Origin of the sequence: Streptomyces sp. PCS3-D2 (assembly GCF_000612545.2) — a bacterium.
Classification (GTDB): Bacteria; Actinomycetota; Actinomycetes; order Streptomycetales; family Streptomycetaceae; genus Streptomyces.
On record NZ_CP097800.1, the window covers coordinates 7,024,691 to 7,045,024 of the forward strand.

Annotated in this window: 19 protein-coding genes; 12 read left to right on the forward strand and 7 right to left on the reverse strand. The window is 73.2% G+C overall.

What is annotated here, in order from left to right; translation table 11 throughout:
* Positions 1-7 precede the first annotated feature (7 nt).
* From AW27_RS31475 to AW27_RS31490, 4 genes are all read left to right on the forward strand, one after another.
* Positions 8-427, forward strand: coding sequence for a roadblock/LC7 domain-containing protein (locus tag AW27_RS31475; RefSeq protein WP_037922006.1), 420 nt, complete (start codon positions 8-10; stop codon positions 425-427).
* A 108-nt stretch (positions 428-535) separates the two neighbouring features.
* The gene (locus AW27_RS31480) at positions 536-910 is read left to right on the forward strand and encodes a hypothetical protein (RefSeq protein WP_037922008.1); all 375 of its coding nucleotides are present in this window, start codon (positions 536-538) and stop codon (positions 908-910) included.
* 191 nt (positions 911-1,101) lie between these two features.
* The gene (locus AW27_RS31485; protein ID WP_304949938.1) at positions 1,102-4,677 is read left to right on the forward strand and encodes a bifunctional glycosyltransferase/CDP-glycerol:glycerophosphate glycerophosphotransferase; all 3,576 of its coding nucleotides are present in this window, start codon (positions 1,102-1,104) and stop codon (positions 4,675-4,677) included.
* 125 nt (positions 4,678-4,802) lie between these two features.
* Positions 4,803-5,294 (forward strand): VOC family protein, encoded by a 492-nt coding sequence (locus AW27_RS31490; RefSeq protein ID WP_037922014.1) that lies wholly within the window; start codon positions 4,803-4,805, stop codon positions 5,292-5,294.
* An 86-nt stretch (positions 5,295-5,380) separates the two neighbouring features.
* On the opposite strand, the gene AW27_RS31495 is transcribed toward AW27_RS31490, so the two are convergent.
* Complete coding sequence (locus AW27_RS31495; protein ID WP_037922017.1) at positions 5,381-6,115, reverse strand: SIR2 family NAD-dependent protein deacylase; 735 nt, start codon at positions 6,113-6,115, stop codon at positions 5,381-5,383.
* Positions 6,116-6,270: 155 nt separating this feature from the next.
* Between AW27_RS31495 and AW27_RS31500 the strand changes: the two genes are divergently transcribed.
* Complete coding sequence (locus tag AW27_RS31500; protein WP_106967595.1) at positions 6,271-6,735, forward strand: hypothetical protein; 465 nt, start codon at positions 6,271-6,273, stop codon at positions 6,733-6,735.
* Between the two features lie 151 nt (positions 6,736-6,886).
* Complete coding sequence (locus tag AW27_RS31505) at positions 6,887-7,741, forward strand: GNAT family N-acetyltransferase (RefSeq protein ID WP_037922019.1); 855 nt, start codon at positions 6,887-6,889, stop codon at positions 7,739-7,741.
* Positions 7,742-7,813: 72 nt separating this feature from the next.
* Here the strand turns inward: AW27_RS31505 and AW27_RS31510 are convergent, their stop codons facing one another.
* The 3 genes from AW27_RS31510 to AW27_RS31520 all read right to left on the reverse strand — a co-directional run bounded on the left by AW27_RS31510 (position 7,814) and on the right by AW27_RS31520 (position 9,489).
* Positions 7,814-8,257, reverse strand: a complete 444-nt coding sequence (locus AW27_RS31510) for an SSI family serine proteinase inhibitor (protein WP_037922022.1) — start codon at positions 8,255-8,257, stop codon at positions 7,814-7,816.
* 322 nt (positions 8,258-8,579) lie between these two features.
* On the reverse strand, positions 8,580-9,041 hold the full coding sequence (locus AW27_RS31515; protein WP_037922024.1) for a Crp/Fnr family transcriptional regulator: 462 nt from the start codon (positions 9,039-9,041) through the stop codon (positions 8,580-8,582).
* A 145-nt stretch (positions 9,042-9,186) separates the two neighbouring features.
* Complete coding sequence (locus AW27_RS31520; protein WP_037922027.1) at positions 9,187-9,489, reverse strand: hypothetical protein; 303 nt, start codon at positions 9,487-9,489, stop codon at positions 9,187-9,189.
* 259 nt (positions 9,490-9,748) lie between these two features.
* Between AW27_RS31520 and AW27_RS31525 the strand changes: the two genes are divergently transcribed.
* Together AW27_RS31525 and AW27_RS31530 are read left to right on the forward strand one after the other, a co-directional pair.
* The gene (locus AW27_RS31525; protein ID WP_037922029.1) at positions 9,749-11,683 is read left to right on the forward strand and encodes a glycoside hydrolase family 5 protein; all 1,935 of its coding nucleotides are present in this window, start codon (positions 9,749-9,751) and stop codon (positions 11,681-11,683) included.
* Positions 11,684-11,993: 310 nt separating this feature from the next.
* Complete coding sequence (locus AW27_RS31530; RefSeq protein WP_078556480.1) at positions 11,994-14,732, forward strand: DNRLRE domain-containing protein; 2,739 nt, start codon at positions 11,994-11,996, stop codon at positions 14,730-14,732.
* A gap of 70 nt (positions 14,733-14,802) precedes the next feature.
* Here AW27_RS31530 and AW27_RS31535 read toward each other — a convergent pair whose 3' ends face one another.
* On the reverse strand, positions 14,803-15,213 hold the full coding sequence (locus tag AW27_RS31535) for a DUF3224 domain-containing protein (RefSeq protein WP_037922032.1): 411 nt from the start codon (positions 15,211-15,213) through the stop codon (positions 14,803-14,805).
* A 99-nt stretch (positions 15,214-15,312) separates the two neighbouring features.
* On the opposite strand from AW27_RS31535, the gene AW27_RS31540 reads away from it, so the two are divergent.
* Positions 15,313-16,317, forward strand: a complete 1,005-nt coding sequence (locus tag AW27_RS31540) for a helix-turn-helix transcriptional regulator (protein WP_172671333.1) — start codon at positions 15,313-15,315, stop codon at positions 16,315-16,317.
* 22 nt (positions 16,318-16,339) lie between these two features.
* On the opposite strand, the gene AW27_RS31545 is transcribed toward AW27_RS31540, so the two are convergent.
* The gene (locus tag AW27_RS31545; protein ID WP_037922037.1) at positions 16,340-16,795 is read right to left on the reverse strand and encodes a hypothetical protein; all 456 of its coding nucleotides are present in this window, start codon (positions 16,793-16,795) and stop codon (positions 16,340-16,342) included.
* 90 nt (positions 16,796-16,885) lie between these two features.
* On the opposite strand from AW27_RS31545, the gene AW27_RS31550 reads away from it, so the two are divergent.
* Positions 16,886-17,203 carry a hypothetical protein gene (locus AW27_RS31550; protein ID WP_037922039.1) on the forward strand — a complete coding sequence of 106 codons (318 nt, stop codon included), beginning with the start codon at positions 16,886-16,888 and terminating at the stop codon, positions 17,201-17,203.
* A 2-nt stretch (positions 17,204-17,205) separates the two neighbouring features.
* On the opposite strand, the gene AW27_RS31555 is transcribed toward AW27_RS31550, so the two are convergent.
* Entirely contained in the window at positions 17,206-17,649 is a 444-nt protein-coding gene (locus AW27_RS31555) for a hypothetical protein (RefSeq protein ID WP_157840243.1), read from the reverse strand.
* Positions 17,650-18,421: 772 nt separating this feature from the next.
* Here AW27_RS31555 and AW27_RS31560 point away from each other — a divergent pair.
* Positions 18,422-18,907: a peptidoglycan-binding domain-containing protein gene (locus AW27_RS31560; protein ID WP_157840244.1), complete on the forward strand. Its 486-nt coding sequence runs from the start codon at positions 18,422-18,424 to the stop codon at positions 18,905-18,907.
* 505 nt (positions 18,908-19,412) lie between these two features.
* The gene (locus AW27_RS31565; RefSeq protein WP_078556574.1) at positions 19,413-20,330 is read left to right on the forward strand and encodes an NADP-dependent oxidoreductase; all 918 of its coding nucleotides are present in this window, start codon (positions 19,413-19,415) and stop codon (positions 20,328-20,330) included.
* Positions 20,331-20,334: the final 4 nt, after the last annotated feature.

Genomic DNA, 20,334 nt, shown 5'->3' on the forward strand with positions numbered 1-20,334 from the left:
GGCCGACATGAGTACGGTGCCCCCCGAGGCGGAGGCCGAGATACTCGCCGAGCTCCGCAGGCTGCGGGCCCGCGTACCCCAGCTCACCGGTGCCCTCGCCGCGAGCTCCGACGGCTTCGTCCTCGCCCAGGACAGCGCCGCCGCCGAGGCCGAGGCCGTCGCGGCACTGACCGCCGCCGCCCTCGGCGTGGCCCAGCGGCTCAGTGACAGCACCGGTCAGGGAGCGTTCCGCGAGCTGCTCGTACGCGGCGCCGACGGGTACGTGGCCACCTACGCGGCGGGCGCGGCGGCCGTCCTGACCCTGACCGCCGAGCCGCGCGTCAACGTCGGGCGCCTCCATCTGGAGGCGCGGCGCTCCAGCGTGCGCATCGCCGAACTCATCGAACGCGTGCTCGCGCGCCGGGGCTCCGGCGCCGGGCCGGTCTGATCCGGGCACGGGCCCGACCGCACACGGGCCCCGCCGCGCGCGGGGCGACTACAGCACGTCACATCACATCGCAATCGGTTACAGCACAACGAGAAAGAGGTACCTCTCATGGTCAACGTGGAGACCGCGCTCAAGGAAGCCACCACCCTCATCGAGGGCGCGATCGGCGCAGCCCTGGTCGACTACGGCAGCGGCATGGCCCTCGGCACCATCGGCGGTGGCAAGGACCTCGACCTCTCGGTCGCCGCGGCCGGCAACACCGACGTGGTGCGTGCCAAGGTCCGCACGATGGAGCTCCTCGGCCTGAACGACGAGATCGAGGACATCCTCATCACGCTGGGGAGTCAGTACCACCTGATCCGGCTCATGAAGGGGCGGACGTCCGTGGGCTTCTTCCTCTACCTGGCGCTCGACAAGAAGCGGGCCAACCTCGCCATGGCGCGCCATCAGCTGAAGAGGATCGAGGCCGAACTGGAGATCTGAACCGGCCGCCGACCGGGACGGACAGCGTTCCATCGCAGCGTCGAAGTGGCGGACGGCTGAATTCTTTGCCGTCCGCTCCGGCGATCAGTTCCCGATGCCCCATATGGGTGGAGTTTATAGCTCTGTTACAGAGTAAGATGCTGTGAGCTGATCATCGAAAAAGCAAAAAAACGCTGGAGAAACCGCCACCCATGCCCCCGCGCCTGAGCATCGTCGTCCCCGTCTACAACGTCGAGCTCTACCTCGACGAGTGCCTGGAATCCATCGCCGCTCAGACCTTCGGCGACTTCGAGGCCATCCTGGTGGACGACGGCTCCACGGACACCAGTGCCGTCATAGCCAAGGCCTTCGCGGCGCGTGACAAGCGCTTCCGGGTTGTCATGCAGGAGAACGCCGGTCTCGGCGCGGCCCGCAACGCCGGCGCCCGCCACATCCACCCGGACAGCGAGTACCTGGCCTTCGTCGACAGCGACGACACCATGCCGGACTACGCCTACCAGCGGCTGATCGAAGCCCTCGACGAGACGGGCTCCGACTTCGCCGGAGGCAACGTCAAGCGCTTCCGCTCGGTCGGCATGAACCCGTCGTGGGGCCACCGGGCCGCCTTCGCCAGGACGCAGTTGCGGACGCACATCTCCAGGTTCCCGGCGCTGGTCACCGACCGCACCGCCTGGAACAAGGTCTACCGGCGCACCTTCTGGGACGAGCACGGCTTCCAGTACCCGGAGGGCATCCTCTACGAGGACGCCCCCGTCAGCATCCCCGCGCACTACTTCGCCTCCAGCGTCGACATCCTCAGCGACTTCGTCTACAACTGGCGCGTCCGCGAGACCGGAGAGCGCTCCATCACCCAGCGCTCCACCGACCCGGTCTCCCTCATCGACCGCGTGAAGTCCGTCCGCCTGGTCCGCGAGTCGCTCAAGGCGAAGCCGGGCGCCACGTACGAGCGCTATCTGCGCGACTACGACCACAACGTGCTGAGCGAGGAACTCCCGCTCATCTACAAGTACGTCGCCGAGGGCGGCCCCGACTTCCGCGCCGCGTTCGTCAAGGAGGTCGGCGGTCTCGTCCGCGAGATCGGCACCGGTCCCTGGTCCGACCTGACCGTCGCGGACCGTCTCAAGGCCTACCTCGCCGGCGAAGGCCGCGTCGAGGACTTCATCGCGCTCCTGAACCACCAGCGCGACTACAGCTACAGCGTGCCGGTCAAGGGCCTCGCCCGCCCGCAGGCCGACTACCCCTTCCTGCAGGGCCGCCCGCCGGTCCCCGCCAAGATCCTCACCCTGGGCACGCGCGAGCTCCGCGTCGTCAGCCGCCTGGAGCAGGCGGCGTGGTCCGACGGCAAGCTGCTGCTGCGCGGCTACGCCCTGCCCGGCCACCTCGGTGCGGAGAGCCGCCTCGGTTCGCGCAAGATGCTGGTCTTCCGCGAGCGCGGCAAGCGGCGCCGCTCCGTCGTCAGCACTCGTACGGTCGCCTCCCCGATGGCCACCGTGAAGTCGCCGCACCTCGCCCTCCGGCACGCCGACTGGGCCGGCTTCACCGCCGTCGTCGACCCCGCGATCTTCCAGTCCGGCGGCAAGTGGCACGACGGGACGTGGACCACCTCCATCGCCGTCACCGGCGCCGGCGGCCTGCACCGTGCCCGCCTCCGCGGCGGTGAGCACGACACCGGCCAGAACCCGCCCCCGTTCTGGGTCGCCCCCGACGTCCGCATCGTCCCGGCCGTCTCCGGCGCCCTCACCATCCAGGTCGAGACGACCCGCGCCCGCGGGCTGGACGCCCGGCCCGCCGGTGACGACGCCGTCGAGATCATCGGCGAACTCTCCCCGGGGGTCGACGCCGGCCGCCTCAAGGCCGTCCACGTCACCACCGGCACCAGCCTCGAATTCCCGCTGGAGACGGGCGCCGCCACCGCCGGCCCGACCCCCTTCACCGCCCGGGTCGGGCTGGCCGACCTGGCCGCCGTACCGGATGCCGCGTGCGAGCCCGGTGGGTGGAGCCCCGAGCCGTGGAGCCTCTCCGTGGTCGGTGCCGACGGCGTCGAGCACCGCCTGGCCCACGACGAGCGCGGCGGCTTCAACGGCCTCGTCCTGCCCCTGCCCGGCCAGAGCGCGGGCCGCGCCCTGTTCGTCAAGCGCGGCAACACCGGCCACCTCACCCTCTCCGTGCAGCCCTCCCCGCCGCTCGTCGACGAGGTCCGGGCCGAGGACGGCACCCTGACCCTGCGGGGCCGTTTCGCGGCGCCCGCCGACGAGCCCTACGAGCTCGTCCTGCACAACGCGCACGGCATGGAGTTCAGCTACCCCGTCACCCGGGACGGCGACGCCTTCGAGGCCACCTTCCGGCCCGTGCTCCCCCAGCCCTTCGCCGGCCGCACCACGCTTCCCGAGGGCCGCTGGTGGCCCACGCTGCGCCCGGCCGCCGAGGGCGGCACCACCGCGGGCCTGCTCGGTGTGGACCGCGGTGCCCCGGTCCAGATGTGCCCCGGGCTCCTCTTCTCCGGTCCGCACCCGGTCACCGTCCAGGGCCGCCGGATGCGCATCGAGACCCGCTTCCACGACCGCATGGCGCTCGTCGCCGACCCGCTGCTGAGCCCGCACGACCGCTCCCGCCACGCGCAGCGCGTCGCCCGCTTCGAGACCTACCCGGCGCAGCGCGCCCTGCCGGTCAAGGACATCGTCGTCTACGACACCTTCCAGGGTTACGGCGCCGGCGACGCGCCGCGCGCCATCCACGAGGAACTGCTGCGCCGCGGCGAGAAGGTCGAGCACGTCTGGTTGGTCAAGGACGGCCGCGCCGAGGTCCCTGCGACCGCCCGCGCCGTGCAGTACAACAGCGTGGAGTCCTGGGAACTCATGGCCCGTGCCCGCTACGTCGTGACCAACGACAGCGTGCCGGCGCTGTTCCAGCGCCGCGCGGGCCAGGTGGTCGTGCAGACCTGGCACGGCACGCCGATCAAGCAGATCGGGCACGACTTCGTGCACGACTACTACACGAGCCCGGAAATCCTGGAGGGGCTCGCGCACGACAGCGCCCAGTGGTCGCTGCTGGCTTCGCCGAGCTCGTACGCGACGCCCGTGCTCAAGCGCGCCCTCGGCTACGACGGAGAGGTCATCGAGGTCGGCAGCCCGCGCACCGACGCGCTGGTGAAGCCGGACGCGCAGCGGATCGCCGAGGTCCGGCGCCGGCTCGGCCTGCCCGAGGGCAAGAAGGTCGTCCTCTACATGCCCACCTGGCGCGAGAACTGCGAGGGCTGGTCCGGCGGCTACAAGCTCGACCAGCGGATCGACCTGGAGCAGGCCCGCCGCGAGCTCGGCGAGGACCACGTCCTGCTGATCCGGGGCCACCACCACGTCACCGAGCAGGTCCGCGAGGGCGTTCGTGACGGTTTCGTCGTCGACGTGTCCCGCTGGCCCGACGCCACCGACCTGCTGCTGGTCGCCGACGTACTGATCTCGGACTACTCCTCCGCGATCTTCGACTTCGCGCTCACCGACCGGCCGATCCTGCTCTTCACGTACGACCTGGAGCACTACCGCGGCACGCTGCGCGGCTTCAACTTCGACCTGGAGGAGAAGGCCCCCGGCCCGCTGCTGGCCGACTCGGCGAGTCTGATCGAGGCCGTGCGCAACGTGGACGCGATCGGAGCCGAGTACGCCTCGGCGCGGGCTGCGTTCCGCGAGGAGTTCTGCGACCTGGACAACGGCGACGCCGCCGAGCGGGTCGTCGACCGGATGCTCGCCATGGGCGCGGAGCCCGCGAAGTAGGCCGTACGGTCGCATTCCCGGCCGAAGGAGGACCGGCCCCGGACCCGCCGATGAATTTCGGGTTCGGGGCCGGTCTGTATGGGTGGAGCGCTACCACCCGTCCACCCACCGGCCTGGAGGCAGAGATGAGCGGCAACGGATTCACCACGTGTCTGTGGTTCGACGGCGACGCGGAAGCGGCCGCCGCGTACTACCTGTCGGTCTTCAAGGACGGCAGGCTCGGGCGGATCGCGCGCTACACCGAGGCGAACCCCGAGTCGGAGGGGTCGGTGATGACCGTCGAGTTCGAGATCAACGGGCAGCGGTTCGTAGCCCTCAACGGTGGGCCGCAGTTCCGCTTCACCGAGGCGATCTCCTTCCAGATCGACTGCGCCGACGAGTCCGAGGCCGACTACTACTACGACGTGCTGACCAGGGACGGTGGCCAGGAGTCCGCCTGCGGGTGGGTCAAGGACCGGTTCGGTGTGTCCTGGCAGGTCATCCCGCCGGGGGTCGTCGACCTGGTCAGCGACCCGGACCCGCAGCGGGCCGCCCGGGCCATGGCCGCGATGATGACGATGAAGAAGCTGGACGTGGCGCGGATGCGCCGGGCCGCCGACGCGGATCAGCCCCGCTAGCGCTGTGGCCGGCAAGCCCTCCTGGTCGCGGTGCCAGGCCGTCTCTTCCGGATCTTGCCTGACGCGTAAGACCCGAAAGCGACAGCCTAGGCGCCGCGCTCGGCGATTCGGGTCAGCAGTGCCGGCAGCGAGGTTCCGATCGGCTCGCGCACGACCTCGTCGGCGAGGGCGTCGTACGGGGTCTCCTCCGCGTTCACGATGATCAGCCGGGCCCCGTCCTCCGCGGCCATTCCCACCAGCGAGGCGGCCGGCTGCACCTGCAGCGTCGACCCGACGGCGACAAAGATCTGGCACCCCTTCGCCACGGCCGTCGCCCGTCCCAGCACCACGGGGTCGAGCCGCTGGCCGAACATCACGGTGGCCGCCTTGAGGATCCCGCCGCACGCCAGGCAGGCGGGATCCGGTTCCCCGGCGGCCACCCGGGCCAGTGCCCGGTCCATTCCGGACCGCGCGTAACACGCCGTGCAGACCACCGACCGGGCGGTGCCGTGCAGCTCGAAAACCTTCCGTTCGGGCATCCCGGCGCGCTGGTGCAGCCCGTCGACGTTCTGGGTGAGGACCCGGACCGGGGTGCCGGCGCGCTCAAGCCCGGCCACCGCCCTGTGCGCTGCGTTCGGCCGCGCTCCGAGGGCGCCGATCTCGGCCCGCATCAGCCAGGACCGCCGCCGGATCTCCGGATCGGCCATGTAGTACTCGTACGTCACGAGCTTCTCGGCTTCGGGTTCACGGCGCCACAGGCCCTGTGGTCCCCGGTAGTCCGCGATTCCGGAGTCCGTGGACACCCCGGCCCCGGTGAACACGGCTACGAGTGGCTTCCTCATGCCTCGACCCTACGTACGGCCGCCACCCGCCCGCGAGGCCTTTTGCGGCGCGGGGGCCGCAGGGGGCGGGCGTCTGCGGTGAATCCCGGCCCCCACAGGAGTGAGATCCGCGGCGAGCGCTTCCGGGGGACCGACCGGGCGGGTACAGACCGGACATGACGCTGACGTCCCACAGCCTTGGTGCCCTGCTGCTGCCCCTGCTGGCGCTGCCGTTCATGCCGCCCGACCCCGCGATCGCCGCGCCCACCGTGCCCGCGGCCGTGATGCCCGCACCCGTCGCGCCCCCGGTCGCCTCGCAAGGGCACACCGCGGATCGGATCGGCCGCTTCCTCACCCGCTTCTACCGGGAGCACGGCCCGTCCGAGCACGACCGCCTCCACCACGTCTCGCAGGTCCTGCGGGACCGGCAGCAGGCGAACGCGGAACGGGACGTCCTGCTCTGCGCGCAGGGCGAACCGCAGGACATCGGCATCGGTCCGGTCACCGTCGCCCCGGCGGCCGGGGTCGGCTGGGCCACCGTCACCACCCACTGGGGCTCGGACGGCACCGACACCTTCACCGCGTACGTACGACTCGACTCCCGGCCCATCCGGATCGACGACGTGATCTGCGCGGGCTGAGCGGTCCGTTCGGCGATCCGCCGCCGCCCCGCCAGCGCGGGCGCGCCTGCCCGCGACGGCCCCGGCGGACGGTGTCCGGTGCGCCGCCGACGAGGACGGCGGCCGATCGGGCACTCCTGCGCACATCATCCGTATCTGGTACAACACGGCTATGACGGGATTCGAGATCACCGGGGCGAGCGCCGCGGACATGGAGATGATCCGCCGCTGGGCCGAGGACGAAGGCTGGAACCCGGGGGACTCGGACCGCTTCGCCTTCGCCGTGGCCGACCCCGAGGGCTTCCTCGTCGGGCGGCTCGACGGGGAGCCGGTCGCCTGCATCTCCGCCGTCCGCTACGGAGCAGGCTTCGGTTTCATCGGTTTCTACATCGCCCGCCCGGCCTTCCGGGGCCGCGGCTACGGCATCCGGCTCTGGCGTGCCGGGATGGAGCGCCTCGACGGCCGGCTCATCGGCCTGGACGGGGTCGTCGAGCAGCAGGACAACTACCGCAGGTCCGGGTTTCGTTCGGCCTGGAACAACATCCGTGTCGAAGGCGTGCCCCAGGGCGGTGACGACGCGACGAGTGAGGAAGGGGTCGAGATCGTGGACGCCGCCACGCTCCCCTTCGGCCTCCTTGCCGCCTACGACCGGCGCTTCTTCCCCGCGCCGCGGGACGCCTTCCTGTCCGCGTGGACCGGGCTGCCCGGCCGGACCGCGCTGGCGGCCGTCCGCGACGGCCGGATCGAGGGCCTCGGGGTGATCCGCCCGTGCAGTGCCGCCCACCGGATCGGTCCCCTGTACGCGGCCACCCCGGCGGTGGCGGCGGCCCTGTTGCGGCGGCTCGCACGGCATGCACCGGGCGGGCTGGTCGCGGTGGACGCCCCGGACGCGAACCCGGAGGCGACCGCGCTCTTCAAGGGCCTCGGGCTGGTTCCGACCTTCGAGGCCGCCCGGATGTACACCGGTCCGGTCCCCGAGCTCGCCCTGGCCGAGCTGTTCGGTGTGACCAGCCTCGAACTCGGCTGAGGAGCCGCCGACTCGGGCGGTGGGCCGGGCGGCGGTCGCACGGCGCCGCCCGGCCGGTCGCCTCACGCGGGATCAGAAGCCGAAGAGGGCGCCCGTGGTGTTCCGCAGCCCGCAGGGGTTGGCGAAGGTGTACGTGTAGTGCAGCCGGCGGCCCTGCCACACCCCGTCGGCCGTCACGGTCATCGGGTCCCACTCCCTCGTGCAGACGGCGTCGGGGGCCGGCGCCGCGAGCGGGTCCAGCTGCGAGCCGACCGCACGCAGCTCACGGCATGCGGTCAGCGGGTTCGGGTGGGTTCCGCCGGGCCGGGGCGCGCAGACGAGCGTCACCGCCCGCAGTACCGTGCCGGTGTCGGCGTCCGGGCCGGCCGTCACACTGAGCACCAGCGCGGACGGCGCGTACAGACTCTCCGTGCCGGCCGGTGCGGCGCCGGCCGTGCCGGGCCAGGCCACCGCGGTGAGCGCGGTGAGCGCCACGGCGGCGGAGCCGAGTCCGAGACCCCTTGCAATGGACCGCATTTCGAACACTCCCTTGGGTTGGTGTTTCGGATAGCGGACGCAGTCTTGCCGACGCGGGCCGCGAACGCCCGTTCGCACCTCCAATTCTCGTCACTGATCGTGTGCGAATGACAGCAGACCGCAGCCGTGTGGGAGGGGTGACCTGTGCGGGAGCGGGTCCGCGAATCGGCCGAACACCGACCGGGACATCTCCCTGAAACATGCGGCGGCCCGCCGTAACCGGCCCGCAACGCGGCGGGGAGGGCCGCGTCCGGGGGCTTTCTGCGCCCCGGACGCAGGGGCCTCGACTGCGGCTTCCCTTCGGCGCCGTCCGGAACGCCCGCTAGCCGGCCGCGCCGAGACGCGGGGCGTACAGGTCCAGCAGCCGGGTGCGGGTCTGCTGGAGCCGCATCGCGAGTACGCGGCCGACCCAGTGCCCGATCGCGGACCCGAAGGCCGGGTCGGCGTCCATCAGCATCCGTACGGCCGCCGCGTCGAACTCGTACGCGCGCACCGGCGTCATCGCCTCCGCACCCAGCTGCCACACGTACGGCGGGAAGAGCCAGGACCAGCCGACCAACTCGCCGGGGCCGAGGTTCTCCACCTGCGCCGGCCGGCGGCCGGCCACCGGGACCTCCAGGGTCACCGTGCCGGAGCGCACGATCCAGAAGGACACCGCCCGGTGGCCCTCGTCGAAGATCCGCGCGTTCTCCGGGAAGTTGACCTCATGGGCCTGCGCCATCAGTCGTCCACGGTGCTCCGCGGACAGCACGGCGGCGATTCGGATGGGGGAAGGTGTGCTCACGACGGCCTCCGATCGGACCCCCCGCGACGCTCCTGCTGCTCCCAGTGTCGCCGAAGCGGGTCGAACGGGACCTGGCCGCGGCGCTCCTTTCCCGCTGACGCGTGGGCCCCGGGCCGGGGCCGTGTCCGGTGGGGCAGACGCCGGTCTAGTCCTCCGCGTTCGCCTCCATGCACGCCAGCTCCATCGCGTCCAGCACCGCCTCGTGGCTGCGCCCACTCAGCTCGGAGACGTTCTCGATCTGGGCCGTGGCCCAGGCCGCCAGCGTCATCACCAGGACCCGGAGCCCGTCGGTGCCGAACTCGGCCAGGACCGCGTCGGCCACGATCATGGCCTCCTCCGGGACCTGTTCCGGCGGCTCCAGGCCGGCGAGGCCGCGCAGCATGACGAGGGTGCGCCGGGAGATCTCGGGCGTCATCCCCGCCAGCCGCATGTCCTCTTCCTCGTTCATCCCGCCCCGCCCTCCGCTGCCGAGCCCTCGTTCCCTCAGGGCACGGTAGAGGGGCGCGGCCCCATGCGGGGCCGTTTCCGCAGGGTGGCCGTGGGTGAGCGGGCCAAGGCGGCCGGATCTGGTGGTTCCGGTCCGGGCCGCGACAGCGGTGGGGCTGCACCGAACGGGTTCGGGTGTGCGACTTCCCACGGTGGCGACCCGCCGGTAACTTGACCCGCGGCAACCGCCCGGCCGGGCGGCCGGACCCGGTAGGAGCGAGATGAAGAGCCTGTTACGCACCGCCCTGTGCGCCCTTCTGCTGGCGGCCGGCGCCGTGCCCGCCCAGGCCGCGCAGATCCCGGCGGCAGCCCCGGCGGCCGAGACCGTCACGGCCGCCGGTCCCGGTGACTCCTGGACCCCGCCGCTCTCCACGCGCGGCCGCTACATCGTCGACGCGCAGGGCAACCGGTTCCGCCTGCGCTCCGGCAACTGGGACGGTGCCCAGGGCTCCTGGAACGGCTCCGGCGACCGAAACGACCCCGCCACCCACCACAGCGGCCAGAACGCCAACGGGATCCCCCTCGGCCTGGACCGAGTACCCCTGCCCACCCTGCTCGCCGACTTCCGCGCCCTGGGTCTCAACAGCGTCCGGCTGCCCTTCTCCAACGAGATGCTGCACACCACCACCCCGGTCCCGGACGCGGCCGTGGCGGCCAACCCGGCCCTGCGTGGACGCACCCCGCTCCAGGTCTTCGACGCCGTGGTCGCCGCCCTCACCGAGGGTGGTTTCGCCGTCATCCTCAACAACCACACCGTCACCACCCGTTGGTGCTGTGGTCTCGACGGCAACGAACGCTGGAACAGCGGGCGTTCCACGGCCCGGTGGGCGGACGACTGGGTCTTCCTCGCCCGCCGCTACCGCGACAACCCGCGCGTGGTCGGAGCCGACCTCTACAACGAGGTTCGCCGGGACGTCTGGGACGACCCCAACTGGGGCCTCGGCGACAACCACGACTGGCACGCGGCGGCCCAGGAGGCCGCCGACCGCATCCTCACCGAGGCCAACCCGAACCTGCTGATCGTGGTCGAGGGCATCAACTGGTTCGGCCTGCCCGTGGACGGCTTCCCGCACGGCCGTCCCGCCCTCACCCCCGCGCGGACCCTGTCGCACACCCTGGTCGTTTCGAACAAGCTCGTCTACTCGGCCCACTTCTACGGCTACACCGGCCCCCGCCACAGCGGAGCCACCGGCATCGGCGAGACCAGCGACCTGCGCTACCAGGACATGACCGCCGCGCAGCTCGAACAAACCCTCTATGACCAGGCCTTCTTCGTGTCCGCGGAGACCGGCGCGCATTTCACCGCCCCCGTCTGGATCAGTGAGTTCGGTATCGGGGCCGACGAGACCGGTGCCGCCCCGCGCACCTGGTTCGACCGCCTCACCGGACACCTGGCCCGCACCGACGCCGACTTCGCGTACTGGCCCCTCGTCGGCTGGAGCACCGGCGCCCACGGCGCCCCCGGCGGGGACACCTGGGCGCTGCTCCGCTACGACGAGGCCGGCCATCGCCGCGGCGTCCTGGACGCGGGGGACTGGCGCACCTCCCGCTGGTCCGGGCTCCTCGCCGCCCCCGGCCGTACCGGGTCCGTCCCCGCCGCCACGGCCTGGCACCAGTTGACCATCGACCACCGCGACCACAACGCCTCGCTGCTCACCCTGGCCGGCGGCGACTGGGACTCGGGCGCCCGCAAGGCCGTCTGCCCCGACGGCTCCCTCCTCGCGGGTCTCGCCCACACCGGGGGACGCGGCCTGTGCACCGGCTCCGGCCTGCGCGCCGCGACCGGCGGGCACACCGTGGTCCGCGACGAGCGGTACGTCCCGGCGGGCGGCGACTGGGCCGGCGGATACACGAAGTTCCAGTGCCCGGCGGGGCAGTTCCTCATCGGCTACAGCGTGCGCGGAGAGCGGGTCTCGGCCGCGCTGTGCGCCCCGGCCCGCACCGCCCTGCCGACGGGCGGGCGTACGCTCTGGTTCGACCGCGGTGACAACCGTCCGGAGGATGGCCCCGGCGGCGACTACGCCCTCGGCCACTACAAGGGCCAGTGCCGGCCCACGGAATACGCGGCGGGCATCGCCTTCACGACCCGGGTCGCCTCGCGTCCCTCCCCGGCCGCCCTGCTGTGCCGTCCCCTGCCCGGCCCCGAGGCGAACTGAGTCCGGGCCGCCCCACCGCCCACCGGCGCGGAAGCGGGGCGGCCTGCGGAGGCTCCCGGCCCGTTCGGGCGGCACGGGGCGAGCGGACGGGCGTCCGGGGCCGAGCGGCTCGGACGCTCGTGGAGGACCGCACGCCAGCCCCGGTTCTGGCGTGATCTCATCGCCGAAATGCGCCAAGTGGGGTGAACCGAGCGCCGAACCGATCTAAAGTGCGCCCGTAAGCATCGTCGCGGACACCTGTTCGGCGGTTTTCGGCCATGCCTCGCCAGTGGCGCCTTCCGGCCGCACCGCACACTCAACTGGGGGGTTCATGCGCAGATCCCGTAGGCCGGCGCTCTCTCTCGCCCTGTCCCTGGCCCTGGCCGCCACCGGAGCCGGGCTGGGCCTCGCCGTCGCCCCGCAGGCGGCGGCCGTCACCCCGCCCGTCGCCTTCACCGCCGACGCGCTGTCCGCCTGGCAGCCCAACGGCGTCGTATGGGCCCTCGCCGAGGCAGGCGGACAGGTCTTCGCCGGCGGCACCTTCTCCACCGTGCGACCGCCCTCAGGCGGCTCCGGCAGCGAACGGGAGGCCGTGAACTTCGTTGCGCTGGACGCCGCGACGGGCACGCCGACCTCCTGCGAACTGTCCTTCACCCTGGCCTCCGGCACGGCGACGGTCCGGGCGCTCGCCCTGTCACCTGACAAGACGACCCTGTACGCCGGCGGGTACTTCGGCGCGGTGAACGGCACCGCCGTCTCCAGCATCGCCGCCATCGACGTGGCCAGCTGCACGGTGAAGACGGGTTTCCGCCCGGCGTTCGCAGCCACCGTCCGGGCCCTCGCCGTCACGGGCGACACCGTCTACGCGGGCGGTGACTTCCTCACCGTCTCGGGCCAGCCCCGCCGGCGCTTCGCCGCCGTGGGCGCCACCGACGGGTCCCTGAAGCCCTTCACCGCGGACGCCGACGAGCCCGGCCGCGCCGTCGAGGTCACCCCCGACGGTGAGAACGTGGTCCTCGGCGGTGACTTCTTCACCGTCAACGGCACGAACACGCACGCGCTGGCCGTCGTCGACGCGGCCAGCGGTGCGCTGACCAAGGCCTACCCCGGCTTCATCGAGACCAACTCCGTCGTCAAGGACATCGCGACCGACGCGACCGGCTTCTACACCGCCAACGAGGGCACCGGCGGCGGCGTCTTCGACGGCCGCATCGCACTCGACCTGCCCGGCTTCGGCCAGCGCTGGCGCGACACCTGCCTGGGTGCCACTCAAGCCGTCCTGCCGTACCAGAACGTCCTCTACAGCGCCTCGCACGCCCACGACTGCGCCAGTGTGGGGGAGTTCCCCGACGGCCGGCGCCACCACCTGCTCGCCCAGCCGACCACCGCCGTCGGCAAGCTGGGCTGGTCCCCCGACACCAACGACGGCATCGGCGAGGGCATCGGCCCGCGCGTGATGACGGTCGCTCCGAAGAACGGGGTGCAGTACCTGTGGGTGGGCGGTGAGTTCACCACCGTCAACGGCGCGCCGCAGCAGAGCCTGACGCGGTTCGCCTCCACCGGCGACACGGGCGCCCCCACCGTTCCCGTGGCGAGCGCGGCGAGCTTCGCGCCGGGCGGGGTACAGGTGCGCTGGCGCACCAGTCTCGATCTCGACGACAGCGCGCTGACCTACCGGATCTACCGCAACGGCGCGGCCACCCCGATCGCCACGGTCGCTGCCGACTCGCTCTTCTTCAAACGGCCGCAGGCCTCCTGGACCGACACCACCGTTGCCGCGGGCCAGACGTACACCTACCGGGTGACGGCCACCGACGCGGCCGGCAACACCAGCGCCCTGTCCGCCACGGCGAGCGTGACCGTCCCCACCGGGCCCGAGAGCTACCCCAGCCGGATCCGTGCCGACGGGGCCCAGCTGTACTGGCGCTACGACGACGCGATCTTGCCCTACGTCGCGGACTCCTCGGCCGGAGGGAACCAGAACGGCGTGCACATGAACGCCCCCGCCCTGCGCCAGACGCCCGGAGCGGTCTCCGGCGCGAGCACGGCGATCGGCTTCAACGGCACGGACTCCCGGATCTACGCGGACAAGCGGCAGACGGTGGGCAGCGCCTACACCGTCGAGACCTGGTTCAAGACGAACACCACCCGCGGCGGCAAGCTCTTCGGTTTCGGGAGCAACCAGGACCGCGGCAGCTATCAGTACGACAAGCACGTCTACATGACCAACAGTGGCCGGCTGGTGTTCGGCGTCTACACCGGGGCCACCCGCACCATCACCACCAGCGGCGCGTACAACGACAACCAGTGGCACCACGTCGTGGCCACCCAGGGCCCCGGCGGCATGACCCTCTACGTGGACGGCGTCCAGCGCGGAACCCTGGCCGTCACCGCCCACGAGAACTACTCCGGCTACTGGCACGCCGGCGGCGACAGCCTCGGAGGCTGGCCCGACCGTCCGACCAGCGATCTGTGGGCGGGACAGCTCGACGAGAGCGCCGTCTACCCGACCGTCCTGAGCGCGGCGCAGGTACAGAACCACTACGCCCTGGCCACCGCCCCCGCCGACTCGGTGGTCCAGGTCACCGCCGCCGAGGACACCTACGCCAATGCGGGCGCCCCCGGGAGCAACTTCGGCGCCTCCTCGTCGCTCGCGGTCCGTGGCACCTCCTTCTACGCGAGCTACCTGCGCTTCGACCTGCCGGCGGCGCCCGCCGGCACGGTGCTGAAGTCGGCCGTGCTCAGCGTGAAGACGAGCACGATGAGCGGCGCCGGAACGACCGACACCGTCTCGGTCCTCCCGATCACCGGCACGTGGAGCGAGAGCGGCACGACGTACAACAACCGTCCCGCCCTGGGCGGCCCCGCCCTCGGCGCCTACCCGGGAGTCCCGGACGGCTCGGCGGTGCACACCACCGCGCTGACGACGGGCTCCGTCGCAGGGGCGCTCGGAGGCAGCCTCTCCCTGGCGCTCAGCAGCTCCGGCACGGACGCCCTGTGGCTGTGGTCCTCCGAAGCCCAGGCCAACGACGGTACGCCGCAGCTGACCCTCACCTTCGGCGCACCGTGACCCGAGGCCGACCGGGCGCCGGGGGCGCGGACCACTGCGGTCCGCGCCCCCGGGCGCGTCCGACGGGTGCTCAGTCCAACGTGTAGGTGAAGGCGTACTCGACGGAGCCGGCGCCGTGGCGGCAGGTGAAACCGCCCGAACCCGTCAGGCCCACGAGGTCCCCGGTTCCGGAGCCGGGGACCACCTCGAAACGGCAGACGGTGCCATCGGCGTCGAAGGTGCCGCGCTCCTCCAGCACGAACCGTCCCTCGCGGCCGTCGACACGGCCCGACAACAGCTCCATCCCGCTGTAGCTCCCGGTGCTCTCGCCGGTGTACGCGATCGTGTAGTCGCAGCTGGTGCCGGTTGCCTCGACGCCGCCGGTGAAGCTGTTGGTGACGCGGGCGTGAGCGAGCCGAGGCGCCCCCTCCGCCGCTCCGACGGCGGTCTCCTCCCAGTCGGCGAAGGTGAAGCGGCCGCGGGTCTCCACGGGTGTGGGCATGAGGTCCTCCCGGTGGCCGGACGGTCCCTCCGCCCGGCGCCCTGCCAGGCTGGCAGCCGTACCTGACACCTTCTGTCAGGTACGGCGAGAATGGGCGCCATGCGTGCCGACCGGCTCCTCTCCCTGCTCCTGCTGCTGCAGAACCGCGGCCGGATGACCGCCCCCGAGATCGCCCACGCGCTGGAGGTGTCCACGCGCACCGTTTACCGCGACATCGACGCGCTCGGCGCCGCGGGCGTGCCCGTGCTGGCCGACCGGGGTCCGGCGGGCGGCTACCGGTTGGCCGACGGCTACCGCACGCGCCTCACCGGCCTCACCGACGTCCAGGCGGGCTCGCTCTTCCTGGCGGGCGTCCCGGGGCCCGCCCAGGACCTCGGGCTCGGTGCGGATCTGGCCGCCGCCACGCTGAAGCTCCAGGCGGCGCTGCCCGCCCAGCTCGCCGGACGGGCCCGGCGGGTCCAGGACCGCTTCCACCTCGATGCGACGGCCTGGTTCCGGGACGCCGACCCCGTGCCGCACCTCGCGCGGATCGCCCAGGCCGTCTGGGACCAGCGGGTCCTGTACGCCCACTACCGTCGCTGGAGCGGTGAGGTGCGGCGCGCACTCCACCCGCTGGGCCTCGTCCTCAAGGGCGGCATCTGGTACCTGGTGGCCGGGACCGGGGCGGGGACCGGGACCGGGGCGGGCGCCGGGGGGAACGGGGTCGACAGCGTACGGACCTACCGCGTCGCCCGGTTCCTCGGGGTGGACACCGCCGAGGACGGCTTCGAACGCCCGGCCGGCTTCGAACTCGCCGCGTACTGGAAAGAGTCCACCGGCCGTCTCGACGCAGCCCTGCACCAGCAGACCGCGCGGCTGCGCCTCTCCCCGCGCGGCCGCCGCCTGCTGCCGATGCAGTTCGGAGCGGCGGGCACGCGGGCGCTCGCCGAGGCCGGCCCGCCCGACGCGGACGGCTGGATCCGGATCAGCCTCGCGGTCGAGTCCGAGACCATCGCCGTCGGCGACCTCCTGCGCCTGGGTACGGAGGTCGAGGTGCTCGGCCCGCCCCGACTGCGCCGAGCCCTCGCCGAAACGGTGACCGCGCTCGCCGCCCGCTACGCGTGAGCGACGGCCCGGCCCGCCCCGGTCAGCGTGGTGGCTCCACTTCCAGAAACCGGCGCCGCCGGGCGCCCCGGTACAGCAGGCACACCCACCCCAGCTCCTCCAGCGCCGCCGCGCAGGCCGCCAGGCGCTCCCGCTCCTCCCCTGCCGCGCCTCCACCTGCTGGACCGACCCAGGTCACCTCCAGCCGTCCCGCCCCCTCTGCGACGGCGACCCGGTAGCCCGTCCGCGTACGGCGCCCGTCCGCGTCCAGCGCCGACGGCGTGATCCCGGCCGCCTCCAGTGCGAGGGCCACCGCCCGCAGCGGCTGCCGTACCTCCCAGGGCGCGGGAACCTCCGCGCCCGCGGGGCCGTTGACCAGGCGGCGGATCTGCAACAGCCCCTCGTACGCCGTGCGCACCCCGGCCTCCCGGCGCCCCGGTGGCGCTGCCGCGCCGTCGCCTGTCGCCGGTTCGAAGCCCTGCCCCGGATCCGCCGCCACCCCGCCACCCTCCCGTCTGAGTACCTCACGCCCAACGGCCTGAGTATCCGCCCCGATTCCCCGGAGCGCCGCCGCTGGTCGAATGGGGCCATGAACGACGACGCCCCGCACAGCCCGACCGCCCGTCCGCGCATGCGGCAGGTGACCACCGCCGGGTCGGCCCTGGCCGGAGCTCTGGTCCCGCTCGTCGTCGGCGTCCTCTTCGCCAAGGCGATGGCCGCCGACCCGATGACCCCGGTCAATGCCCTGATCGCGGGCGGCGGACAGCGGGCCGCCCTGCCGAGGGGAGAGTGGAAGCGGCGCGGCCGCACCACCCTGCACCGGCTGCGCACCGCGCGCCGTGACACGGCCCGGCGCTGTGCCCGCGCCCGTGCACGCCGCCCCCGCGGCCGCGTGCACGGAGGCTGAGCTCAGCGGCCGTACTGCCGCAGGCACAGGTCGACGACCGACGGTGGTACGACACCGTCGGCGGCCGCGCACAGCTCGTCCAGGCGGGGCGGCGGCGCCGGCCGGCGGTGCGGGTGCGCGGTCGGGGCCCCGGGCAGCCGGTTGTGTCGCGGCGGGGCCGCCCGCTGCACCCGCGGCCGCTCGCCCGGCGAGGCAGGGGCGGGCGTCCGGTCCGGACCCGCAGCAGGCGCCCGGGCGGTGCCCGGGGCCGGACCGGTCCCGACGGCCGGGGGCAGTTCCCCCAGCGGCAGGGCCGGCGGCGCGGCCCGCTCGGGCCCGTCGGCCGAGGGCACGGACCCTCCTGCGCGGGAGGGAGCCGCAGCCGGGTCGTGCGGGCCGACGCACACACAGCCGGCGCTCGCCAGGAGCGCGGCGAGGGAGAGGGGCAGGGCACGGCGTAACTGCATCCGACCACCTTGCCGTACCGCCGGGTGCGGTCCGCCGTCCGCCTCACGCGTCCGGGTGACGGCGGGCGTCCGGCGACACCGGGCGAGGTAGGTGTGGGGGACCGGCACGGACGTACGGGGCGGGGAGGCGCGCCACCGGCCGCCCCCGGGAGCGGAAGATCCTCCGCACGCGGATCGCCGCGCGCGGCCGCAGCGACTCCCGCTCCGCGCGGATCGCCCCCGACAGAAGGGATGGATGTGCGTGTATCGGGCGTGCGGCTTGACCCGGCCCGTGCCGGACGGCGAGAGTGCGCCCGATCAAGAACCACAGTTCGAGCCGCACCTCGGAGATACCCAGATGTCCATACCGGTTCGCTCCCCCCTCGCCCCGTCCGTGATCTGCGGTTCTCCCGCCCCCGCCGCCCGGCGGCGCAGGGCCTGACCGGCCGGGCGTGGACCGGCACCGCTCTGCCGCGCCGGCCTCCGCTCCCGCCGGGAGACAGCCATGTCCCAGGACCACGATGAGAACGGGCTCGTGCCCGACGACTCCCCGCTCGTACGCCCGTACGTCGCACACTCCGGCCCTCCGGTGGGAGCGGAGGCTCCCTCCTGGCCGCAGAGCGGCCCGTTCGCCTTCCCGGGCCCGGCACACGGTCCGACAGGCGGGCCGGCAGACGGCATGCCCGCCGGGGGGCCGACACCGCTGACCGGGCCCGTCGCGGACCCCGCGCCCGGGCACCGGGGGGCCCGGAGATCCGCGCGAGCGGGCCGCCGCAGCCGGATCCCGGCGGCTGTGGCCGGCGTGTGCGCGCTCGGCGCCGTCGGAGCCCTCGTGCTCCTGCTGACCGGTCCCGACACCCGGCCGACCCGCGCCGACCCGCCGGCCGACCTGTCCCTGCCGGCGCTCCCGGCCCGCAGCCCGGACGCCGGTACGCACGCCCCGGGGCCGGCGCCGTCCGTCCGGTCCGCCGGACCGTCGGCCTCCGCCACCGGTACGCCGGGCGCGACGGCGAGTCCGGGGGTGAAGTCGCAGACCGCATCGAGGACGTCGGCCCCGCGGCCGTCGAGCGCGTTCGTGACCCTGCGCATGGGGGACAGCGGGCCCGAGGTGCGGGCCCTCCAGGAGATGCTCTACGGGCAGGGGTTCACGTACGTCTCCGTGACCGGCGTCTACGACGGCCAGACCAAGCGCGGTGTCGGCCAGCTCCAGCGCGACCGGTCCATCAAGGGCGACCCCCAGGGCGTCTACGGGCCGAACACCCAGGCGGCCATGCAGTAGCGGACGCGTCGTGGCCAAGGCGGTCAGCCCGGCCTGTCCGACCCGCAAGGGCGGCACGGAGTACGAGTGACCAGGCTTCAGGGGTGTTCCTCCGGCCTTGCCCGACCGGTACGCATTCCGGCAGGGTGATCGGATGCCTGCTGTGGATGCCCTGACCCGGGCGCTCGAGACTCCGGGGGAGCCGCTCGTGCGGCCCCTGCCGCAGGCCGTGGCCGGGCTGCGAACTCCTGCGGGCGCACGGATTCCCCGCGCACCTGGCCCGCTTCGCAGCCACCCACGCCACCTGGCACGGGAGCTCCGTGAGCGTCGAGGAACTACTGGTCAGCACTGCCGGCAAGGTGTGGAAGGGCAAGCGCGTCCAGGACCTGGAGGACCTCCTGACGGCCGGCCGGCCGTGTCCGAGCAGCCGGGGCGGCGGGAGCGTGGTGGGATGGGCCGGAGCGGGGTCCACCAGCACACGGAGGTCGGGTACATGTCCGAGTCGGGCCGGAGCGGCCAGGAAACCATGCGGGCGATGGCATACGAGACGTACGGCGGGACGGAGGTGCTCTCCGAGACCAGGCTGCCGCTGCCCAAGGTCGGCCCCGGCGAGGTCCTCGTCCGGGTCAAGTGCGCCGCCGTCAACCCCGTCGACTGGAAGATCATGGCGGGCGGGCTCGACCCTCTCATGGACGTCGTCTACCCGGTCGTCCCCTGCTGGGACGTCTCCGGCACCGTGGAGAAGGTCGGCATCGACGTCCCCGAGTACGCCGAGGGCGACGAGGTCATCGCCTACGCCCGAAAGGACTACGTGCACGGCGGGACATGCGCCGAGTTCGTCACCGTGCCCGTACGCGCCCTCGCGCCCAAGCCGGCCTCGCTGAGCTGGGCCGAGGCGGCCGGACTTCCGCTCGCCGGACTCACCGCCTACCAGCTGCTCACCCGCCTCGGCACCGGCAGGGACGACACCGTCCTCATCCACGGCGCCGCCGGCGGCGTCGGCTCCCTGGGCGTGCAGATCGCCCGCGCGCTCGGCGCCCGCGTCATCGGCACGGCGTCCCCGCGCAACCACGACCGGGTGCGCGAACTCGGTGCCGAGCCCGTCGAATACGGCGACGGGCTCGCCGAACGCGTCCGCGCCCTCGTGCCCGACGGTCCCACCGTCGTCGCGGACTTCGTCGGCGGAGTGGGCGGCGTCACCCGGGAGGTCCTCCACGACGACGGCCGGCACGCGTCCATCGCCGACCCCAGCGTGCTCGGATCCGGCGGCGAATGGATCTGGGTCCGCCCCGTCGGCAGCGACCTGGCCGAACTGGGCCGGCTCGCCGACAGCGGACAGCTCAAGGTGCCGGTCGCCAAGACCTTCCCGCTGAACGAACTGGCGGCCGCCTTCGAACTCAGCCAGGGCGGCCACACCCCAGGAAAGATCATCATCGAGGTCTGACCCC